General features: G+C 66.8%; 16 protein-coding genes. 5 read left to right on the top strand and 11 right to left on the bottom strand.

Annotated elements, in window-relative coordinates; genetic code table 11:
• On the top strand, window positions 1–337 hold a 337-nt coding region (locus HWX36_RS36835), incomplete at its 5' end, for a hypothetical protein (protein ID WP_208457802.1).
• A gap of 100 nt (window positions 338–437) precedes the next feature.
• Here HWX36_RS36835 and HWX36_RS12995 read toward each other — a convergent pair.
• From HWX36_RS12995 to phnS, 7 genes are read right to left on the bottom strand one after another with little or no spacing between them, the layout of a single operon-like run.
• Window positions 438–989: a phosphonate degradation HD-domain oxygenase gene (locus HWX36_RS12995; RefSeq protein WP_175952500.1), complete on the bottom strand. Its 552-nt coding sequence runs from the start codon at window positions 987–989 to the stop codon at window positions 438–440.
• Between the two features lie 4 nt (window positions 990–993).
• On the bottom strand, window positions 994–2,448 hold the full coding sequence (gene phnY / locus HWX36_RS13000; protein ID WP_175952501.1) for a phosphonoacetaldehyde dehydrogenase: 1,455 nt from the start codon (window positions 2,446–2,448) through the stop codon (window positions 994–996).
• A complete protein-coding gene (gene phnA / locus HWX36_RS13005) occupies window positions 2,445–3,752 on the bottom strand; it encodes a phosphonoacetate hydrolase (RefSeq protein WP_175952502.1) in 1,308 nt (435 codons plus the stop codon). Before phnA ends, phnY begins: the two co-directional genes overlap by 4 nt.
• Window positions 3,749–4,609 (bottom strand): 2-aminoethylphosphonate ABC transport system, membrane component PhnV, encoded by an 861-nt coding sequence (phnV, locus tag HWX36_RS13010; RefSeq protein ID WP_175952503.1) that lies wholly within the window; start codon window positions 4,607–4,609, stop codon window positions 3,749–3,751. Before phnV ends, phnA begins: the two co-directional genes overlap by 4 nt.
• Window positions 4,599–5,519, bottom strand: a complete 921-nt coding sequence (gene phnU, locus HWX36_RS13015; protein ID WP_175952504.1) for a 2-aminoethylphosphonate ABC transporter permease subunit — start codon at window positions 5,517–5,519, stop codon at window positions 4,599–4,601. Before phnU ends, phnV begins: the two co-directional genes overlap by 11 nt.
• A complete protein-coding gene (phnT, locus tag HWX36_RS13020; RefSeq protein WP_175952505.1) occupies window positions 5,497–6,600 on the bottom strand; it encodes a 2-aminoethylphosphonate ABC transport system ATP-binding subunit PhnT in 1,104 nt (367 codons plus the stop codon). The genes phnU and phnT overlap by 23 nt, the downstream gene beginning before the upstream one ends.
• 34 nt (window positions 6,601–6,634) lie before the next feature.
• On the bottom strand, window positions 6,635–7,723 hold the full coding sequence (gene phnS / locus HWX36_RS13025; RefSeq protein WP_175952506.1) for a 2-aminoethylphosphonate ABC transporter substrate-binding protein: 1,089 nt from the start codon (window positions 7,721–7,723) through the stop codon (window positions 6,635–6,637).
• Between the two features lie 259 nt (window positions 7,724–7,982).
• Between phnS and HWX36_RS13030 the strand changes: the two genes are divergently transcribed.
• The gene (locus HWX36_RS13030) at window positions 7,983–9,092 is read left to right on the top strand and encodes a 2-aminoethylphosphonate--pyruvate transaminase (protein WP_175952507.1); all 1,110 of its coding nucleotides are present in this window, start codon (window positions 7,983–7,985) and stop codon (window positions 9,090–9,092) included.
• A 106-nt stretch (window positions 9,093–9,198) separates the two neighbouring features.
• Here the strand turns inward: HWX36_RS13030 and HWX36_RS13035 are convergent, their stop codons facing one another.
• Genes HWX36_RS13035 through aroQ form a run of 3 tightly spaced genes read right to left on the bottom strand, consistent with a single transcriptional unit; the run spans window position 9,199 to window position 11,880 of the window.
• Window positions 9,199–10,542 (bottom strand): MFS transporter, encoded by a 1,344-nt coding sequence (locus tag HWX36_RS13035; RefSeq protein ID WP_175952508.1) that lies wholly within the window; start codon window positions 10,540–10,542, stop codon window positions 9,199–9,201.
• Between the two features lie 31 nt (window positions 10,543–10,573).
• Window positions 10,574–11,428 (bottom strand): shikimate dehydrogenase, encoded by an 855-nt coding sequence (locus HWX36_RS13040; protein WP_175952509.1) that lies wholly within the window; start codon window positions 11,426–11,428, stop codon window positions 10,574–10,576.
• Window positions 11,425–11,880 (bottom strand): type II 3-dehydroquinate dehydratase, encoded by a 456-nt coding sequence (aroQ, locus tag HWX36_RS13045; protein WP_175952510.1) that lies wholly within the window; start codon window positions 11,878–11,880, stop codon window positions 11,425–11,427. The genes HWX36_RS13040 and aroQ overlap by 4 nt, the downstream gene beginning before the upstream one ends.
• A 259-nt stretch (window positions 11,881–12,139) precedes the next feature.
• On the opposite strand from aroQ, the gene HWX36_RS13050 reads away from it, so the two are divergent.
• Window positions 12,140–14,032: a sugar phosphate isomerase/epimerase and 4-hydroxyphenylpyruvate domain-containing protein gene (locus tag HWX36_RS13050; protein ID WP_175952511.1), complete on the top strand. Its 1,893-nt coding sequence runs from the start codon at window positions 12,140–12,142 to the stop codon at window positions 14,030–14,032.
• 264 nt (window positions 14,033–14,296) lie between these two features.
• Complete coding sequence (locus HWX36_RS13055) at window positions 14,297–14,560, top strand: hypothetical protein (RefSeq protein ID WP_174933418.1); 264 nt, start codon at window positions 14,297–14,299, stop codon at window positions 14,558–14,560.
• Between the two features lie 77 nt (window positions 14,561–14,637).
• Here HWX36_RS13055 and HWX36_RS13060 read toward each other — a convergent pair whose 3' ends face one another.
• Entirely contained in the window at window positions 14,638–15,432 is a 795-nt protein-coding gene (locus tag HWX36_RS13060; protein WP_175952512.1) for an AraC family transcriptional regulator, read from the bottom strand.
• A 665-nt stretch (window positions 15,433–16,097) separates the two neighbouring features.
• On the opposite strand from HWX36_RS13060, the gene HWX36_RS13065 reads away from it, so the two are divergent.
• Window positions 16,098–17,234: a branched-chain amino acid ABC transporter substrate-binding protein gene (locus HWX36_RS13065; RefSeq protein WP_175952513.1), complete on the top strand. Its 1,137-nt coding sequence runs from the start codon at window positions 16,098–16,100 to the stop codon at window positions 17,232–17,234.
• Window positions 17,235–17,280: the final 46 nt, after the last annotated feature.

The following is a 17,280-nucleotide window of genomic DNA, read 5'->3' on the forward strand; positions in this document are numbered from 1 at the left end:
CTTCATAAACCTGACTTACTTTAGTGTGAGACTCTTGATACTTTTGCTATCTGATCCGAGGATCAGCTCGCTTCCATCAAGCGCCCACACTTATCGGCTGTTAATTTTTAAAGAGCATTCTGCGAGGAACTTCGTGGCTCCCGGCAGCACTGCGTTTTCAGCAGCAGAGAAGCGAGATTATGAACCGTGTTTCGCAGCTCGTCAACAACTTTTTAACATCAGCGTTGCGACTGCGGGGCTCAACTTCCAGGCCAGTTGTACGCGCCAGACTGCCGCACACCACCAACCCTGCTTCCCTCTTCCGCGCCGTGTTTCCGTTAGCGCGAAAGAGGCGTGATTGTAGGCACCCTCTTCGATCCGCGCAAGGGATTTCTCAAAAAATATAAGGCTCCGCACGCGGCAGCGTTCGGAGCCTTATATAGAAGCAACGGAATCCGTCAGTCCGCGCGCACCTGGCGCGCCACGATCTCCATATAGTGATCGAGATCCGGCGTGACCTTGCCCTCTTCCTTCGCCGTATCGTCCCAGCGGCGCAGGCGTAGCGCGTCCTCCGCGAACGGGCGCTGCAGAAACGCCGCCGCCTCCTCGTCACTGAAAATGCCGCCTTGCAGCGCGAGGCTGCGCACCGAGTCCGGCGACAGGCTCTCGAAGTAGCCGGCGTCCGTGCGGCACAGGCAGCGCTTCGCGTCGACGTGCAGCCGGATCGGCTCCAACACCGCATCGGAAAACAGCGGCCGCAGGAACGGCAGCACGTAATACTGATGCAGATCGTCGATCCCGCGCGCGCTTGGCGTCTCACCCTGGCGATTCAGCAAATGCCCGAGGTCATGCAGGAACGCAGCCGCGACCAGCGCTTCGTCTGCCCCCGCCTCTTCCGCCAGCCATCCGCTCTGCAATGCATGCTCGAGCTGCGTGACCGGCTCCCCGCTATAGGCCACATGGCCATGTTCGCGATACAGCCCGTGGATATCTTCCACCGTCAATGCCATTGATTCACTCCCAAGGCAGCGAAAACGTCTTCAGGTTCGTGAAGCTCTTCATCGCCTCCTGAACGCCTTCCTTGTAACCGAGCCCCGAATCCTTGATCCCGCCGAACGGCGACAGCTCGATCCGGTATCCGGGCACTTCCCATACGTTTACCGTGCCGACGTTCAGCTCGTTCACGAACCGCACGACCGCGGCCGTGCTGTCCGTACACACGCCCGACGATAGCCCGAACGCCGTCCCGTTGCTGATCCGGATCGCGTCGTCGATCGTGTCGAACGTGATCACCGGCGATACCGGGCCGAAGGTCTCCTCGCGCACGATCGTCATCGACGGATCGACGTTGTCGAGCACGGTCGGCGCGTACAGCGCGCCGCGCCGCACGTTGCCGGTCAGCAGGCGCGCGCCCTGCGCGACCGCCTCCTCCACGCGCGCCTCGAACAGCCGCGCCGCTTCCTCGTCGATCACCGTGCCCATTTCGTTCGCGGGATCGAACGGATCGCCGTACTTCCATGCACGCGTCTTGTCGACGAGCAACTCGGTGAACGCGGGTGCGATCGGGCGATGCACCAGTATCCGCTTGACGGCCGTGCAGCGCTGGCCCGAATTCCGGTACGAACCGAGCACGGCCAGCGACGTCGCGCGTTCGAGATCGGCATCGTCGAGGACGATCAGCGGATCGTTACCGCCCAGTTCCAGCACGATGCGGCGGTAGCCGGCCCGTGCGGCAATCGCCTTGCCGATCGCCACGCCGCCCGTAAAGGTGATCAGCGCCGCATGCGGGTGCGTGACGAGTTCGTCCGCGATCTCGCGCGGATCGCCAGTCAGCACCTGCAGCATCGGCTCCGGCAGTCCGGCCTCGTACAACAGGTCGGCCAGGTAGAACGCCGACAGCGGCACCTTCTCCGACGGCTTCACGATCACGCGGTTGTTGGTCGCGATCGCCGGCGCGATCTTGTGCGCCACCTGGTTCATCGGATGATTGAACGGCGTGATCGCGACGATCACACCGTCGAGCGGCTGCCGCTGCGAGAACACGCGGCGCGCCTTGCCGTGGGGCGTCAGGTCGCACGAGAAACTCTGCGCGTCGTCACGCAGCGCCTCGACCGCCGCAAACTTCAACACGTCGGCAACGCGGCCGATCTCGTAGCGGGAGTCCTGTTTCGACAGCCCCGATTCGAGCGTAATCAGGTCGGACGCTTCCTCGGTGCGCTCACGCAGCAGCGCGGCCGCACGCTCGAGGATCTGCGAACGCTCGTACCGCGTGAGCTTCGGCCGATACGCCATCGCGTAATCGAATGCCGCGCGCACATCGTCGACGCTCGCCAGCGGCGCCGTCCCGACGCGCGTGCCCGTGTAGGGGTCCATCACGTCGAGCGTGCGTTCGCGCGTCGCACGCGTGCCGCACCAGCGCAGCACCTCTGCGCGAAACGCGGGGTGATCGTGTCGGGGATGAGCCATCATGTCGCGACCCGGTTCAGCACGAAATCGAACACGTCGAAGTTGCGCGGGCGACGCGCAGGATCGGCAGGCACGATACGCCGATTGAACAGTAGCGGCACTTCCTGCTCCGACACGCCGCCATGCGAACGCAGCGGCACCGTGAGGCCCGACAGGTCGTGTTCGCGCTCGCGCGTGCCGAGCGTCATGTCGCGGCGGCCAATCACGACGAGATCGCCGATCCGGTCGGCCGGCAGCTCGAAACGGGCGGCGGCTTCCGCGTTGTCGAGCACGAGCTCGACGCCGTCGAGGCCGCCGACGCGCCACATCGCCTCGGCCCGGTCGATGCCCGGCGCCAGGTAGACGGTTGCAAACGAGCCGAGCGCGCCGTGATGCACGACGTACGGATCCGTGATCGGCAGGATCACGCGCGCAGCCTGCGCACCGTACCAGGCGTCGAATGCGTCCTGCAGATAGATGACGTTCGGCCGGCCCGTCGCGGGATCGTGCTTCGCGTTCATCCCGTGATCGGCCGTCAGCCCGATCGCCCAGCCGAGCGCGTCGAGCTGCGCGAGGTAGCCGTCCATCATCGCGTAGAACGCATTCGCACCGGCACTGCCCGGCTCGCACTTGTGCTGCACGTAATCGGTGGTCGACAGGTACATCAGGTCGACCTGGCGCGTCTGCGCGAGCCGAACGCCGGCCGCGAACACGAATTCGGACAACGCCGCGCTGTAGACGTCCGGCGACGGCAGGCCGACCCAGTCGAGCACGTCGACGATCCCGTTTTCCACGAGATTCGCCTGCGCGGCCTTCTCGGCCGAAAAGCAGATGCCGTTCAGCCGCCAGCCGAGCAACCGGCGCAGCTTGTCCTTCGCCGTCACGACCGCGACCCGCGCACCGGCGTCGGACGCCGCGGCGAGCAGCGTGCCGGCCCGCAAGTAGGCCGGGTCGTTCATCATGACTTCGGCGCCGCGCCCGCCGTCGGCGGCCGGATCCCAGAAGTAGTTGCCGCAGATCCCGTGGACCGACGGCGGCACGCCGCAGACGATCGACAGGTTGTTCGGGTTGGTGAAGGTCGGCACGACACAATCGGCGCGCCACGCCGTGCCTTCGGCGATCATCCGGCCGATGAACGGCGCGACGCCCGCTTCCACGGCCCGTTCGAGATAGTCGTACTCGCAGCCGTCGACGCAGACGACGACGGTCGGCTCGACCGGCAGCCGGTAGCGCCGGCCGTTGACGTCGACGGCGCGCCCTGCGAGACCCGTCGATGCGCCGGTTGCCGACGCTTCACCGGGTTGGCGCAATGCGAACGCGGCGTTCATGCTGCCACCCGCTTGCCGCGCGGCACGCGCGCAGCGATCAGCAGCAACGCCGCGAGCGACGCGCCGAGCATCAGCAGCGACAGCGCCGATGCGGGAAGGTAATATCCACGCTCCACCTGGCCGATCACGACGATCGGCACGGTGGCGAAACCGGGCGGATACACCGTCAGCGTCGCGCCGAGCTCGCCGAGCGACAGCGCGAAGCCAAGTGCGAGGCTCGCGCGCAGCGCCGGCACGAGCTGCGGCAGCAGCACGCGGCGCAGCACCATCGCGGGCGGCGCACCGAGGCTCGCCGCCGCTTCGCGCAGCACGGTCAGCTCCGGACGCAGCGCGGCCGCCGCGCAGCGATAGCAGAACGGCAAAATCAGCGCGAGCTGCACCAGCACGACGATCGCCGCCGAACTCGACAGGTCGACCGGCTTCTGGTGATAAGCAATCAGCACCGCGAGCCCGAGCACGACGCTCGGCACACCGTTCGGCACCATCACGAGCGCGTCGACCACCGCGCCTAGGCCGCGCCGGTCGCGCCCTTCGAGCGCCAGCGCGAGCCACAACCCGAGGATCGTGCCGGCCGCAGACACGCCGAAGCCGATTTCCAGGCTCGTCAGCAGCGCGTCGTATTCCGGCGACCCGAGCCGCTCGAACCAGCGCAGGCTGTAGCCGGCCGGCAGCATCGTGCCCGACCACTGCGTCGACACGCTCGACAGCGCGACGACGATGACGGGCAACACGAACAGCCAGAAGCACGCGAACGCGGCCAGCGCGAGCGCCGCGCGCGACGCATGCTTGAGCACCGTGTCACCCCAGCCGATCCGGTGGCGCGGCACGGCTTGCCCGATACGAAATTCAGCGGACATCGTTCCCTCCCGTCGCACGCCGGTTCACCCGGCGATAAACCGCATACAGCGCCAGCGACAGCGCGAGCATCACGACCGCGCCGGCCGACGCGGTCGGCAGGTCGATGTCGACGGTCGCGCTGCTGTAGATCGCAACCGGCAGCGTCACGAGCCGCGCGCTGCCGAGCACGAGCAGAATCCCGAATTCGTTCAGCGTCAGCAGGAAGCACAGCACGGTGCCCGCGGCGATGCCCGGCCACGCGATCGGCAGCACGACGCGACGTGCAAGCATCCAGCCGGACGCACCGAGGCTGCGCGCGGCCTCGACCAGCCGCAGGTCGAGCGTCGCGAACGACGCGAGCGTCGGCCGCACGACGAACGGCGTATAGAACACGGTCTGCGCGAGGATCACGCCGCCGATGCCGAACAGGAAATCGAGCGGCGGATTCTCGAGAAGGAACAGGTGCTGCAGCGCGATGCTGATCGAGCCTTGCGAGCCGTACAGGAAGATCAACGTGAACGCGACGAGGAACGATGGGAACGCGACGTACAGTTCCAGGAAACGCGTGACGAGCGACGCGCCCGGAAACGGCTTGAAGAACAGCAGCGCAGCCAGCAGCACGCCGAGCACCGACGCGGTGCCGGCGCTCGCGAACAGCACGCCGAGCGTCGTCAGCAGCACGCCGCGCGTGTCAGGGTTGCCGAAAAACGTGCGGTACGCGGCGAAACTCATCCCGTGGTCGCCCGACACGCTCAGCAGCACGAGCCGCACCAGCGGATAGACGACGAGCGGGCCCAGCAGGACGATCGCGAGCGCGGCCAGGTGCAGGTCGCCCATGCGCTTGCGGCGCCGCGCGGCGGCGGCGTGCGCGGCGGCCGACGCGAGCACGTGCGGCGGCAGGCCGGCTTCAGGGCTCGATAAGGACGACATCGTCTGCCTCGCAATGCAGGGACACGCGCGCACCGCGCTCGGGAGCCGCACCGCGGCCGCGTTGCATCGTGACGCGCACGGGCTCGTCGGGGGCCGCATCGATCGTGACCGCGATCGACAGGTCCGCGCCCTGCCATTCGACGGACGATACCGTGCCGTGCAGGCCGCCCGCGGCGGGCGGCATCAGGGTCAGGCGCTCGGGGCGCACGCAGGCAACCTTGCCGCGCACCTCGTGGCGCGGATCGCCGAGGGGGAAGATCACGTGCGGCGGCAGCAGGTTTGCCGGGCCGAGATAGCGTGCGACGTAGCCGTCCTGCGGCGCGTCGTACAACTGCTGCGGCGTGCCGAGCTGCGCGATGTGGCCATCGCGCATCAGCAGCGCGCGATCGGACAGCACGAGCGCGTCGTCGCGGTCGTGCGTCACGCAGACAACGGTCAGGTTCGGCAGGCGCTCGTGCAGCGCCTTCAGTTCGCTGCGCACCGACGCGCGCAGGTTGGCGTCGAGCGCCGACAGCGGCTCGTCGAGCAGCAGCACGTCCGGTTCGATCACGAGCGCGCGGGCGAGCGCGACGCGCTGCTGCATCCCGCCCGACAATTGTGCGGGCAGGTGATGACCCGCATCGCCGAGTTGCACGAGCTTCAGCGCATCGGCGACGCGGCGCGTCACTTCCGGCGACGCCATGCCGCGTGCGCGCAGCCCGAATGCCACGTTCTCGAACACCGTCAGGTGCGGGAACAGCGCGTAATTCTGGAACAGCAGACCGAGATTGCGCTTGTGCGGCGGCGCATAGGTCAGGTCGCGTCCGGCAACGGTCAGCGTGCCGGTCAGGCCGTCGGCCTTCACGAACCCGGCGATGAAGCGCAGCAGCGTGGTCTTGCCGCAGCCGCTCTTGCCAAGCACGGTCAGAAATTCACCGGCACCGATCGACAGCGACAGATCTTCCAGCACCGTGCGCGCGCCGTAGCGCACGCTCAGGTGTTCGATCTGCACGCCGCCCGGCGCGCCGGACCGCAGCGTCGCTCGCGGTTCGGCGGCGCCGAATGCGCCGGGATGGGTCAGGGCGGTTTCCACCGGGTTCATCCTCTTGCTCACAAATACAGGCAGCGCGCGCCGATCACTTCGGCTTGACGACGTCGAGCTGCTTGCCCGAGCTGCCGATCACGTCCTTCTTCCAGCGCTCGATCCACACCGGCTTCTTCGCCATCACCTGGGTCCAGTCGACCGGGATCAGCTTCACGCCCGAGATCGCCTTCTTGACCGCTTCGCCGTTCTTGCCGGCCAGCGGCACGTCCGTGCGGCCCGGGATGCCGTACATGTCCGGCACCTTCGACTGCACCTCCGTCGACATCAGGTAGTCGATCAGCTTCTTGCCGGCGTCCTGGTTCGGGCCGCTCTTGATCAGGCCTATGCCGTACGGGAGCTGGAACGTGGTCGGCTGGTCGCCTTCCTTCGCGGCCAGGAAGATCGGCTTGACGGACAGCGCGCCGTGTTCGGCATCGTCGAGGTCCATCTGCAGGTCGCCGTTGGCGACGCTGATTTCGTTACGCGACAGCAGCACGTTCAGGTAGCCCGTGCCCTTCGTGTGGAACTTCACGCTCTGCGACAGCTTCCCGAGGTAGTCGAACGCCTTGTCTTCGCCCATCAGCGACGTCGTCAGGATCAGCACGGCCATTCCGTCGCCGGCCGTGGCCGGGTTCGAGTACGCGACCTTGCCGGCGTAGGCCGGCGACAACAGGTCGGCGAACGTCTTCGGCTGGTTCTTCACGACATCCGGGTTGATCGCGAACGAGAAGTAGTTGTTCACGAACGTCGCCCACGTACCGTCTTCAGCCTTCGCGATGGCCGGCACGTTCTTGTAGTTCACGCTCTGGTACGGCTGCAGCAGGCCCATCTGGCCAGCTTGCTGAATGAACGGCGGCAGCGTGACGATCACGTCGGCCTTCGGGGAATTCTTCTCGATGTTCGCGCGGTTGACGACTTCGCCGCTGCCCGCCGTCACGATGTTGACCTTGACGCCTTCCTTCTTCTCGAAGGCCGGCAGCACATCACGATAGAGGTTCTCGAGACCGTCTGCCGTATACAGCACGACCGCGCTCGCCGCGTGCGCGGGCAGCGCGGCGCCCATCAGACCGGCGACGCTGGCGGCCAGCGCCAGCTTGCGGAACGCGCCGGCAGCGGCGCGCGAGGGTTTCTGCAGTGTCATCTGACTTCTCCGTAGGCGGAACACCAAATGGCCGGGGCACGATCCGGCTCTCCTGTTATCTCCGGGCAGGGCCGATCGACGGCCTGCCTCGCCGCCGCGCTGAGGTTGGTTTCGCACGGCAAGCGAAGGATCACAGCGTTCGATGACAAAGTCGTGACGAATGCCACAATTTCCAAAAAATGACACATTTTGCCAATATCATGCAAGTCCATGAAGAAATGCCGCCCAGCGTTTCTTCCGACCTTTGCAAGGGAAAACCATGTCCGATCCGATTCTTCTCACGCCCGGCCCGCTCACCACGTCCGCCACAACCCGCCACGCAATGCAACACGACTGGGGCTCGTGGGATGCCGCTTTCAATCAACTGACGGCCAGCGTCTGTGCGGACCTCGTCGCGATCGCGCACGGCGGCGCCGAGTACGTGTGCGTCCCGATGCAGGGCAGCGGCACGTTCTCGGTCGAAGCCGCGCTCGGCACGCTGGTGCCGCGCGACGGCGTCGTGCTGGTGCCCGACAACGGCGCGTACTGCGCGCGCATCCTGAAGATCCTCGGCCGGCTCGGGATCGAAGCGATCGCGTTGCCGTTCGGCGAGGACGCCGCCGTCGATCCGGCCGCGATCGAAGCCGCGTTCGCGCGCGAGCCGCGCATCACGCACGTCGCGCAGGTGCACCTGGAGACGAGCGCCGGCATCCTGAACCCGCTCGACGACATCGCCGCCGTGTGCCGGCGCCACGGCAAGCGGCTGATCGTCGACGCGATGAGCTCGTTCGGCGCGCTGCCGATCAGGCTGGCGGGCAGCGGCATCGATGCGTTGATCTCGGCGAGCGGCAAATGCCTCGAAGGCGTGCCGGGGATGGGGTTCGCGATCGTGCGGCGCGACGCGCTCGACACGAGCGAAGGCAATTCGCCGTCGCTCGCGCTCGATCTCCACGATCAGTACGCGTACCTGAGCAAGACGGGCCAGTGGCGCTTCACACCGCCGACGCACGTGATCGCCGCGCTGCGCGCCGCGCTCGACCAGTATCTCGCCGAAGGCGGCCAGCCGGCACGCGGCGCGCGCTATGCGGACAACTGCCGGACGCTGGTCGAATCGATGCACGCGCTCGGCTTCGCGCCATTCCTCGACGCGAGCGTGCAGGCGCCGGTGATCGTCACGTTCCACGCGCCCGACCACCCGGCCTACGATTTCCGCCGCTTCTACGACGCGGTGCGCGACGCGGGCTTCATCCTGTATCCGGGCAAGCTCACCCAGCTCGAGACGTTCCGCGTCGGCTGCATCGGCGCAATCGACTCGAACGATATCCGCCGTGCGGTCGCCGCGATCGCGCGGGCGGTCGAATCGCTCGGCATCGCGGTGCAGCGCGCATAAGCGCTGTACTCCGCCAGCCGGCCCACCCGCCGGCGCGCGCAAGCAAAAAAGCCCGGCGGCCTTGCGGCTGCCGGGCTAACGCACCGGATGTGCGTGGAGTCGGTGCTTACAGTTCGATCCGCTTGATGTCGCCGACGACGAAGATGTAAGACGCCGCACCGATCAGCGCGATCACGCCGATGAACACGAGCGCGCCGACGAACGAACCGGTCGACGCGACGATGAAGCCGACCACGAGCGGCGTGATGATCCCGGCAAGGTTCGCCGCGAAGTTGAAGATGCCGCCGGTGACGCCGAGCAGGCCGTCCGGCGCGATGTCGGACACGAGCGTCCAGCCGAGTGCGGCCATCCCCTGCGCGAAGAACGCGACCGACATGATCGCGATCACGGCCTCGTTGCTCTGCACGTAGTTCGCGAGAATGATCGTCGATGCAAGCAACAGGCCCGCGATGATCGGCAGCTTGCGCGCGAGGTTCGCGGACTTGCCGCGACGCAGCAGCCAGTCGGAGAAGATCCCGCCGAACATCACGCCGACCGATGCGGCGATGAACGGCATCACCGCGAAGAAACCGATCTTCAGCCAGCCCATGTGGCGCTCGGTGGCGAGGTAGGTCGGGAACCAGGTCAGGAAGAACACGAGTGTGGAGTTGCCGGCAAACTGGCCGAGGCAGATGCCCGCGAGCTGGCGCTTCTTCAGCAGCTTTCCGGCCATCGACCAGCTGAATGCCTTGCGCTCGCCCTTGCCGCCTTTGTCGCCGTCCTTGCGCACGCCGTGCACCAGGCCACCGCCCGCCTCGATATAGGTCAGCTCCGCCGAATTCGCGCCCGGATGGTTGCGCGGCTCGTGATAGAACTTCCACCAGACGAGGCCGAACACAATACCGACCGCACCGACGACCCAGAACAGCGAGCGCCAGCCGAACGCCCCCATCAGCGCGAACAGCACCGGGCTGAAGAACGCGAGGCCGATGTACTCGCCGACGGTGTAGGTACCCGTCGCCATCGCGCGCTCGCTCTGCGGGAACCACGTCGCGACGACGCGGCTGTTGGTCGGGAAGCACGGCGCCTCCGTGACGCCGAGGCCGAGACGGCAGGCGAGCAGCGTCGCGACGCCGGGCACGAAACCTTGCAGGAACGTGCACAGCGACCACAACGTCATCGACCAGTAGTAGGTGATCTTGCTGCCGAAGCGGTCGAGGAACAGGCCGCCGGGCACCTGCATCGCGACGTACGTCCACGAGAACGCGGAAAACATGATGCCCATCACGGCCGCGTTGATGCCGAGCTCCTTGGTGAGCTGCGGCGCAGCCACCCCCAGCACGGTACGGTCGAGATAGTTGATCATCGTGCCGATCGCGAGCAGCGCGAGAATCTTGTAGCGCGCCGAGGTGCGCCGGACGGTGCCGGCCGCCTGCGCCGGCGCGGCGCTCGTATGGGTGGTGTGCTGCATGGTCGTCTCCTGGTCTCTCTTTCTTGGGGGGTCAGCGCGCGACGAGCGACTGAAAGTGATCGAACATCCGCTCGGCGTCAGGCGTGCGTCCGGTGAAGATCTCGAACGCGTCGACCGCCTGGTAGACGGCCATCCCGCCGCCCGGCAGCGTGGCGCAGCCGGCCGCGCGCGCGGCGTGGATCAGTTCGGTTTCGAGCGGGAAATACACGATGTCGGCCACCCACATGCCCGCGTGCAGCAGCTCGGCCGGCAGCGGCAGGCCCGGATGCTTGGCCATGCCGGTCGGCGTCGCGTGGATCAGGCCCGTCGCGGCGCGCATCGCGCCCGCGAGATCGCCGCCGGGCGCGACCCGTGCCGCGGGGAAGCGCTGCTGCAGTTCGGCCGCGAGCGCGACGGCGCGCGCGCCGTCGACGTCGAAAATCGTCAGTTCCGCCGCGCCCATCTGCAACGCCGCATGCGCCACGGCCGCGCCCGCGCCGCCCGCGCCGAGCTGGACGACGCGTTCGAGCGACGCGCCGGGCAGCCCGCGGCGAAACGATTTCGCGAAGCCCGACCAGTCGGTGTTGTGACCGATCCGCTTGCCCTCCTTGAACAGCACGGTGTTCACCGCGCCAAGCGCACGCGCATCGTCCGACAGCGCGTCGAGGTGCTCGATCACGCGCTGCTTGCACGGGTGCGTGATGTTCAGGCCGTTGTAGCCCATCCGCTGCGCGGCATCGAGCAATTGCGGCAGTGCGTCGACGGTCACGCCGAGCGCGTCGAGATCGATGCGCCGGTAGACATAGCCGAACCCCTGGCGAAATCCTTCTTCCTCGTGCATCGCGGGCGACAGCGAGCCGCCGATGCCCTGGCCGATCAGGCCGATCAGAAACGACGGGCGGCTCATCGCGCGGCCCCCTGCGCGAACAGCGTCGCAAAACGCTGTAGCGCGAATACGTAGCCTTCGGTGCCGCAGCCGCAGATCACGGCTTCGGCAATCGCCGACACGTAGGAATGGTGCCGGAACGCCTCGCGGCGATGCACGTTCGAGATGTGCACTTCGATCACCGGCCTCGCGATCGCGGAAAGCGCATCGGCCAGCGCCACCGACGTATGCGTATAGGCAGCCGGGTTGATCACGATGCCGTGCGTGTCGTGACGCGCGGCATGCAGCCAGTCGATCAGCTGGTGCTCGGCGTTCGACTGGCGGAAGTCGATTTCCAGCCCGAGCGCCTCTCCCGCCGTGCGGCAGCGCTGCTCGAGGTCGGCGAGCGTTTCCGCGCCGTAGATATGGGGCTCGCGCGTGCCCAGCAGATTCAGGTTCGGGCCGTTCAGCACCAGCACCTTGTGCTTGCTCATGGTGATTCTGCTCCTTAAACAGGGGCAGACCGCGACCGGCACCGCCCCGAAAACTATCGGAAATTGGCGCTAGTGTGCGCCCGCGAATCCGGGCTGTCTTTTCGGGTTTTCGCTAATTTGTACCAACTAGTTAGTTTGTACAATACGCATCACTAGCCCAGTAAATTCGGGATATGGCGTTCGCCGGGAATTCAACGATTGGTTCATTCAGGGCCGGTTCGACCGACGCCACGCCCCGCTCACCCGCAGGATTCGCCCCATGCAGCGCTCGATTGCCACCGTGTCACTGTCCGGCACGCTCGCCGAGAAACTCGCCGCCGTCCAGGCCGCGGGCTTCGACGGCGTCGAAATCTTCGAAAACGACCTCGTCTACTTCGACGGATCGCCGGCCGACGTCCGGCGCATGGCCGCCGATCTCGGCCTCGACATCGTGCTGTTCCAGCCGTTTCGCGACTTCGAGGGCGTGAGCGCGGCCCAGCTCGCCCGCAACCTCGACCGGATCAAGCGCAAGTTCGACGTGATGCATGCGCTCGGCACCGACCGCATCCTGGTCTGCAGCAACGTGTCGGCCGACACGATCGCGGACGACGGGCTGCTCGTCGACCAGCTCGGCGCGCTCGCCGAAGCCGCGCGACAGGCCGGCGTGGTCGCCGCGTACGAAGCGCTCGCGTGGGGCCGCGTGGTGAAACGGTACGGCCATGCGTGGAAACTCGTGAATGCCGTGAACAACCCGCACCTCGGCCTTGCGCTCGACAGCTTCCATACACTGTCGCTCGACGATTCGCCGGACGCGATCGCCGACATCCCCGGCGACCGGATCGCGTTCGTGCAGATCGCCGATGCGCCGAAGCTCGCGATGGACGTGCTCGAATGGAGCCGCCATTACCGCTCGTTCCCGGGCCAGGGCGACTTCGACCTCGCGCGCTTCACCGCGCGCGTGATCGAGTCGGGCTATACGGGGCCGCTGTCGCTCGAGATCTTCAACGACGGCTTCCGCGCGGCGCCGACCGCGATCACGGCCGCCGACGGCCATCGTTCGCTGCTCTATCTGGAAGAGCAGACGCGCGAACGGCTCGCTCGGGACGGCCGCGCGCCGGCTGCCAGCCAGCCGCTGTTCGCGCCGCCGGCGCCGCCCGCGCACGTCGGGTTCCAGTTCATCGAATTCGCGGTCGACGCGCAGGCGGCGGCGACCGTCGGCGAATGGCTCGGCCGGATGCGCTTCCGGCTCGCGGGCCGCCATCGCTCGAAGGACGTGACGCTGTTCCAGCACGGCGCCGCGTCGATCGTGCTGAACGCCGAGCGCGACTCGTTCGCCGATGCGTTCTTCCAGCAGCACGGGTTGTCGCTGTGCGCATCGGCATTCCGCGTCGACGACGCGAAAGTGGCGTTCGAACGCGCGGCCGGCTTCGGCTATGCGCCGTTCTCCGGCCGTGTCGGGCCGAACGAGCGCGTGCTGCCGAGCGTGCAAGCGCCGGACGGCAGCCTCGAGTACTTCGTCGACGAAGCGCCGAACGCGCCGACGCTGTACGAATCGGACTTCGTGCTGACCGACATCGACGGCCCGAGCGAAGTCGGCCCGCTGACCGGTATCGACCACGTGTGCCTCGCGTTGCCGGCCGACGCGCTCGATACGTGGATCCTGTTCTTCAAAACGGCATTCGGCTTCGAGGCCGAACGCAGCTGGCTCGTGCCCGATCCGTACGGGCTGGTGCGCAGCCGCGCGGTGCGCAGCGCCGACGGTTCGGTGCGGATCGCGCTGAACGCGTCGGTCGACCGGCACACGGCGGTTGCCGAATCGCTCGACCGCTACCACGGCACGGGGCTGAACCACGTCGCGTTCCGCACGGACGACATCGTGAAGACGATCGCCGCGTTCGCGGCCGACGGCGTGCCGTTCCTGCGCATTCCGCCGAACTACTACGACGATCTCGCCGCGCGCTACGCGCTGCCGGACGACCTGATCGACACGCTGAGCGCGCACCACCTGCTGTACGACCGCGACGAGCATGGCGGCGAATTCCTGCACGCGTATACGGAACTGGTCGACAACCGCTTCTCGCTCGAGATCGTCGAGCGGCGCGGCGGATACGACGGCTACGGCGCGGCGAACGCGGCCGTGCGGCTCGCCGCCCAGGCACAGCGCAGGAAATAAGGGAAGGAAGCTGACAAGGATTTTGAGGCTGCTTCAAAGGGTCGCATCCCGTGCGCACCATCGTGGCGAATCGAAGGATCGCGCACCCGCCCGCGCGGCTGGCAGTGATCCTGCCGGAAACTGCCTTCCCTGGGGCGTTACATCCGGTAACCCGTACCGCAGCGCAGCATCCCGTCGCCCGCCATCGTTTTAAGAATCGCTTAAGTCTTCGACGGCACCATCCGCAACCAGTACCCGATGGTCATCTCGAAAAGGAGGAAAGCGATGAGCGCCGTAGAAGCACCCGCGGGCCGCCAGGCCGCGCCCCCTGCAAAGAAGACGATGCTGCGCCGCCTGCTCAGCCATCATGAAATCGCGACGCTGCTCGTGCTGCTGCACGCACCGATCGGCGCGAACGCCAAACCCGAACTGCCTGCGCTGCAGGAAGCCGGTCTCGTCGAGATGGTCAAGCTCGACGCCGATACGGCACCCAGCTTCCGGCTGACCGAAGACGGCACCGCCGTCCTGAAAGGGCTCGGCTACCGCTGAGCCGCCGTTCTCCCCCTTTCCCGTTTTCCCGCATCACCCCGATCCCAGCGACTCGCCGGCCCTTTCGGCGTGTCGCGTCACCCTGCCCGCTCCTGCAGCATCAACCGGTATTCCGTCGGCGTCACGCCGACCGTCGCCTTGAACTGGCGCGTGAAGGCGCTGTGATCCGTGTAGCCGCATAGCGCGGCGACGTCGGTCACCTTGTCGTGCGTGACGAGCAGCGCGGTGGCCGCGTCAAGCCGCGCCTTCAGCAGCACCTGACGCGGCGTCAGGTGGAACACCTTGTGGAAGTAGCGCTCGAGCTGCGCGACCGACATCCCGGCCATCTGCGCGAGGTGCTTCAGGTTCAGCGGTTGCACGTAGTGATCCTGGATGTGCTGGACCACGTCGGCGAGCCGGCTGTACGCCGGGTGCGATCCCTCGTGGGCCTTCAGGTCGCGCGAGATGCCCGCGAGGCCGACCACCCTGCCCGCGGCGTCGCGCAGCGGCTCCTTGCAGGTCAGGCACCAGCCCGGCTGGCGCCCCGGATACAGGTGCAGCTCGAGCTGATCCATCAGTTGCTGGCCGGCGTTGATCGTCGCCATGTCCTGCTCGAAATAGCTGCGGCCGAAGCGGCGCGGAAACACTTCGTCGGCCGTCTTGCCGAGCAGGTCGCGCTTGTCCTTGTAGCCGCAGCGCATCGCCAGCGTGCGATTCACGATCGCATAGCGGCCGCTCGCATCCTTCACGAAGAACGCGACGTCCGGCAGCGCATCGAACACCGGTTCGAGCAGGCGAAAGTGCACGAGCATCGCGCCGAAATCGGCGTTGTCGGGCTGGTAGCGCAACGTTTCGGACAGGCTCATGGGCGGTACGGCAAGCAAGGTCGTCATCCCGGCAACCGCGAAGCGAGTGGCAGATGGCGTCGATTATAGGAGCGCCCCTTCGATCGTGTCGCGCCGATCGCAAAGGCGGGCAAGTTGGCGGCAGCCGTCACATCGCGCCGCCGACCGGCCGGCATCGTCACGCGACATGCGATGTTCGTTGCATGCGCAACCACTGTGCCGAGTGTGCGGCGGCCGGCCGAGAATCCGCTTGCGTCAACGTGGCAACCATGCGTGCGCCGGTGCCGACATGCCGCGCGCGTACCGGCGCACGCGCACACCGGCACCGCACGCCCGAACTCGGCAGCATAAAAATGTGGACGTGCAGCGTCTTGGCGCGTTTGCGCATTCGGCATGACGATTTCGGCATATATCAGGGTTATCGACGATATGCCGATATCGTCGCCGGCTGCGCATCGAACGCGCAAGACGCACGCATTTTCGCTATCTAGACTTCGCTTCACGGTCACGAGACGACCTCGCGCCGCAGCAGCAATCGGCATGCATGGCCTGCGGCATCGGCCGTCATGTGCCGATTCCGGCACAGCCCGGGCAGCACGCGGCAAGCACGCACGGCCCTCGCATCGGCCTGCCGACCGAACCGTCTCGCCCGGTTTACCGGCGCCGGCCGCCAGCCGGCGGCGACCCAACCACGCCATCAAGGGGAAGTGAAAGTGAAGCTGAAGGTATCGCACGTCGCGCTGGCCGCTGCCTGCGCACTGTCGGGCGCGCACGCCATTGCCGCCGACGTCGTCAAGATCGGTTTCGCCGCACCGCTGACCGGCCCGCAGTCGAACTACGGCACGGACATGCAGAAGGGCGTGCAGCTCGCGATCGCCGATTTCAACGCGACGCATCCGACGATCGGCGGCAAGCCCGTCACGTTCCAGCTCGATTCGCAGGACGACCAGGCCGACCCGCGCACGGGCACGACCGTCGCGCAGCGGCTGATCGACGACAACGTCCGCGGGATCATCGGCCATTTCAATTCGGGTACGAGCATTCCCGCGTCCGATCTGTACGATCGCGCGGGGCTGCCGCAGATCTCGATGGCCACGTCGCCGCAATACACGGCGCGCGGCTACAAGACGACCTTCCGGCTATTGACGAGCGACGCGCAGGCGGGCCGCATCGTCGGCACGTATGCGGTGAAGACGCTGCACTTCAAGCGCATCGCGATCATCGACGACCGCACGGCCTACGGCCAGGGCATCGCCGACGAATTCGCGAAGGCGGTGCAGGCCTCGGGCGGCACGATCATCAAGCGCGATTTCACGAACGACAAGGCGCTCGATTTCTCCGCAATCCTGACCAACCTCAAGGGGATGAACCCGGACGCGATCTTCTACGGCGGCGGCGACGCACAATCGTCGCCGATGATCCGCAAGATGCGCCAGCTCGGGATGAAGTCGGCGTTCGTGACGGGCGAGATGTCGCGTTCGCCGACGTTCCTGAAGGTCGGCGGCGACGCGGCCGAAGGTGCGATCGTCTACATGGGCGGGCTGCCGAAGGAAAAGATGCCCGGCTTTGCCGGCTACGCGGCACGCTACAAGGCGCGCTTCAACGAAGACGTGATCACCTACTCGCCGTACTCGTATGACGGCACGATCGCGCTGCTCACCGCGATGAAGGACGCGAACTCGACCGATCCGAAGGTGTACACGCCGTATCTCGGCAAGGTGTCGGTCAAGGGCGTGTCGGCCCCCAGCATCGCGTACGACGCGAAGGGCGACCTGAAGGATGCGCCGGTGACGATCTACAAGGTCGAGCACGGTGCGTTCAAGCCGGTCGATACGATCGCCGGCAACTGATACGCGAAACCCTGCCCCGCGCGGCGCGTCAGCGGCTTCACCGGTC

Origin of the sequence: Burkholderia sp. BCC0405, from assembly GCF_902833075.1 — a bacterium.
GTDB lineage: Bacteria > Pseudomonadota > Gammaproteobacteria > Burkholderiales > Burkholderiaceae > Burkholderia.

Bases quoted from the DNA above. Each gene is read 5' to 3' on its own strand.
- HWX36_RS13050 (WP_175952511.1), top strand. From the start codon at position 12,140: ATGCAGCGCTCGATTGCCACCGTGTCACTGTCCGGCACGCTCGCCGAG.
- phnV (WP_175952503.1), bottom strand. From the start codon at position 4,609: ATGTCCGCTGAATTTCGTATCGGGCAAGCCGTGCCGCGCCACCGGATC.
- phnU (WP_175952504.1), bottom strand. From the start codon at position 5,519: ATGTCGTCCTTATCGAGCCCTGAAGCCGGCCTGCCGCCGCACGTGCTC.
- HWX36_RS13035 (WP_175952508.1), bottom strand. From the start codon at position 10,542: ATGCAGCACACCACCCATACGAGCGCCGCGCCGGCGCAGGCGGCCGGC.
- HWX36_RS12995 (WP_175952500.1), bottom strand. From the start codon at position 989: ATGGCATTGACGGTGGAAGATATCCACGGGCTGTATCGCGAACATGGC.
- phnA (WP_175952502.1), bottom strand. From the start codon at position 3,752: ATGAACGCCGCGTTCGCATTGCGCCAACCCGGTGAAGCGTCGGCAACC.
- phnY (WP_175952501.1), bottom strand. From the start codon at position 2,448: ATGATGGCTCATCCCCGACACGATCACCCCGCGTTTCGCGCAGAGGTG.
- aroQ (WP_175952510.1), bottom strand. From the start codon at position 11,880: ATGAGCAAGCACAAGGTGCTGGTGCTGAACGGCCCGAACCTGAATCTG.
- HWX36_RS13055 (WP_174933418.1), top strand. From the start codon at position 14,297: ATGAGCGCCGTAGAAGCACCCGCGGGCCGCCAGGCCGCGCCCCCTGCA.
- HWX36_RS13060 (WP_175952512.1), bottom strand. From the start codon at position 15,432: ATGACGACCTTGCTTGCCGTACCGCCCATGAGCCTGTCCGAAACGTTG.
- phnS (WP_175952506.1), bottom strand. From the start codon at position 7,723: ATGACACTGCAGAAACCCTCGCGCGCCGCTGCCGGCGCGTTCCGCAAG.
- HWX36_RS13030 (WP_175952507.1), top strand. From the start codon at position 7,983: ATGTCCGATCCGATTCTTCTCACGCCCGGCCCGCTCACCACGTCCGCC.
- HWX36_RS13040 (WP_175952509.1), bottom strand. From the start codon at position 11,428: ATGAGCCGCCCGTCGTTTCTGATCGGCCTGATCGGCCAGGGCATCGGC.
- phnT (WP_175952505.1), bottom strand. From the start codon at position 6,600: ATGAACCCGGTGGAAACCGCCCTGACCCATCCCGGCGCATTCGGCGCC.